Below are 2,550 nucleotides of genomic sequence, written 5' to 3' on the forward strand. Positions count from 1 at the left end.
GCGTGCTGAGCGATGTCCTTTGTCGTGGTGCCCCGGTAGCCCCGTTCGGCAAAGAGTTGCTGCGCAGAATCGAGCAGATGCTGCTGCGCCGTCCCGCGCTTGACACGAACCTTCGCCGCGGGTTGCTGCATCCGGACAGCATATTGGGTTGATCGCCGACCGGCGATCAACCCGACACTATCGACGGTGGTGGCGTGAATCCCGGTTTCGCCAAGGCGGTCGCCATGCCGCTGCCGATGGGTCCGGTTTCGTCGAACAGCGTCGCCACGCCGGTGGCGACCCCCGCATGGCTGTAGTGCGTCACCGCAGCCAATCCGATGTAGACGCTTTCCGGCAAGCGACTCAGCGTGATCGTGTAGTCGGCATTGATAAACTGCAGTCCCTCTGTGCCCCAATGGGTTAACGAACTTGTCACGTCCCCGGCCATGACGGCGCGAGTGAAGGGCGACAGCGGCTCGTCGTCGACGAGCAGCTTGGTCTCCCGCATCCACGCGAACTTCTGCCCGTGGTGTCGCCACTCGGTCACGCCGACACCCGGACTGCCCGCGACCGGGTCGCGGCCGTATGAGTGAAACACCATCGGGATATCGTCCGCCAACACGTCGGGTTCAGCCGGGACCGCGGGCATCGTGACGGGCGACGTCCACACCGTATCCACGGCGTGCTCGCTGCGTCGAAGGAACAAGGCGCTGGCCCGGGCCACCATCACATCGTTCTGAGTCATGACCGCGTCGACCAGTCGAAGTCGGCGGCCGTCACGCACAACCAACGAATGCACCCGCAAGGGATGCAGTGCCACTGGCCTGAGCAGGTCGACCGTCAGCCGGGCGGCCTGAAGGTCAACATCGTCGACTTCTTGCTCGACCGCTCGCCCCAGCAACCCGCCGATGTAGTTACCGCTGATCGACGGACCCCATGGCCCTCTCGCCAAACGGGTTGGCACATAGCCTTTGCCGTCGGTAACAAAGAAGCACGTCGGCATGGGGCGGGCAGGCATCGGCGATGAATCCGTCATCGGACGCTCCCCCGCAGTCGGCAGCGCTCGAGGAGTATTCGCGCCAACAGTTCCGGCTGGCTGAACATGACGTCGTGGCAGGTGTCAACGGGAATCACCTCATGCACGCCGCCGAGCGCGGCGATACTCGCGCGCTGGGACTTTTGCGACAGGGCTCGATCGCGGGTGGTCAGCACCCAGGTGCACGGCACGTCGTCGGGAAATCCGCTACGGTCCACGGGCTCTGCGGGAATCCGCGCCGATTCGGTGTACAACCTCGACATCGCCAGTCGGCGCTGTTGCTTCGTCATGCCGTTACAGAACGCGTACTGCGCAGCCACGCGTGGAACCTTGAACGGTCTGCCGCCTCGCGCGGCAAAGCGCGCGAAGACCGCCAGCGGACCGCCCAAGGTGTCGACGATCGCCTGTCCCTGACGGGGAACGAACGCGGTGACGAGAATCATCTCGCGTACCCGTGCGGAGCCAAGTTTGGCGACGATACCGGGTACCGTCACACCGGCCATCGAGTGGCCCGCGATCACGATGTCGCCCAGCCGTTCCCGTTCGATGTCGGCGACGACGGAGTCCACCCACTCGGCGATGGTCGCGGTAGCGAGGTCTCCTGGCGTGCGGCCGCGGCCCGGAAGATCCACGGCGAGTGTGCGCAGTTCCGGCTCCTGACGTCGCAATTCGGCGACGACGAGATCCCAGCAGTCGCCGGCGTGCTCGCCGCCGTGGACGAGCACGAGGTCGGGCAGCGCCATGGTGGGCCCCTTCATCGGTCGATCAACTGGGAGCTCAGCATGTCGATGTCGGTACGGAAGTCGGTGAAGCTCCTACTGGCCGGCTCGATGGTGATCCACGTGACACCCGCCTCGGCGTAGGTCTCCAGCCGCGGCTGCACCGCGGCGCAAAATCCCACGCAGTTGCCGCTAGCGAGCAGATCTGCTTCAAAGGGGACGAAGGCGACGTCGGCAGCGCCGCGACCCCCCTCCGCCCGCTGCTTGTTCACCTTCGCGATCCAGTCGCCGAGCGTGTCGATGTCCTCGAGTGGGCGGGCGCGGGTGATCGCGGCCATTTCGCCCGACGCCGCCATCGGCATCCAGCCGTCGGCGACCTCCACGACACGGCGTTGCGCGGCCGCGCCGTTCCCGCCGATCCAGATCGGCGGACCGCCCGTGGTAACCGGCGGTGGCAGCGCGACGTGACCACTGACCCCGAACTCCGGCCCGTCGTGGTCGACGCCCGTCCAGGAGGCCTTCCACGCCGCGATCGCCTCGTCGAGCAGCGCGCCACGCTGGTCGAAATCGGCTCCCAGCGCTTCGAATTCGGTCTTCAGGTAGCCGGCCCCGGTGCCTAACGTGAATCGACCGCCGGAGAGCAGGTCGAAACTCGCGGCCGCTTTGGCCGTCAGATACGGGTTGCGATAACCCGATACCAGGATGTAGGTCATGAGCCGGATGCGGGTGGTGGCCGCCGCCGCGAAGCTAAGTGACACGAACGGGTCGAAAGCGTGGTGGCCACCGTGGGCCAACCACTCCCGGTCGGGAAATGGG

General features: G+C 66.2%; 4 protein-coding genes. All 4 read right to left on the reverse strand.

Going from position 1 to position 2,550, the window contains the following annotated elements; translation table 11 throughout:
* A partial coding sequence (locus tag WAN71_RS28155; protein ID WP_422228473.1) for a helix-turn-helix domain-containing protein occupies positions 1-131 on the reverse strand: 131 nt, incomplete at its 3' end.
* Positions 132-166: 35 nt separating this feature from the next.
* The gene (locus tag WAN71_RS28160; protein WP_422228471.1) at positions 167-1,015 is read right to left on the reverse strand and encodes a thioesterase family protein; all 849 of its coding nucleotides are present in this window, start codon (positions 1,013-1,015) and stop codon (positions 167-169) included.
* Entirely contained in the window at positions 1,012-1,758 is a 747-nt protein-coding gene (locus WAN71_RS28165; RefSeq protein ID WP_422228474.1) for an alpha/beta fold hydrolase, read from the reverse strand. Before WAN71_RS28165 ends, WAN71_RS28160 begins: the two co-directional genes overlap by 4 nt.
* 11 nt (positions 1,759-1,769) lie before the next feature.
* Positions 1,770-2,550 (reverse strand): TIGR03619 family F420-dependent LLM class oxidoreductase (locus WAN71_RS28170; protein WP_422228472.1); only part of this gene is annotated, 781 nt, incomplete at its 5' end.

This window comes from Mycobacterium sp., from assembly GCF_049280035.1.
Lineage (GTDB): Bacteria > Actinomycetota > Actinomycetes > Mycobacteriales > Mycobacteriaceae > Mycobacterium.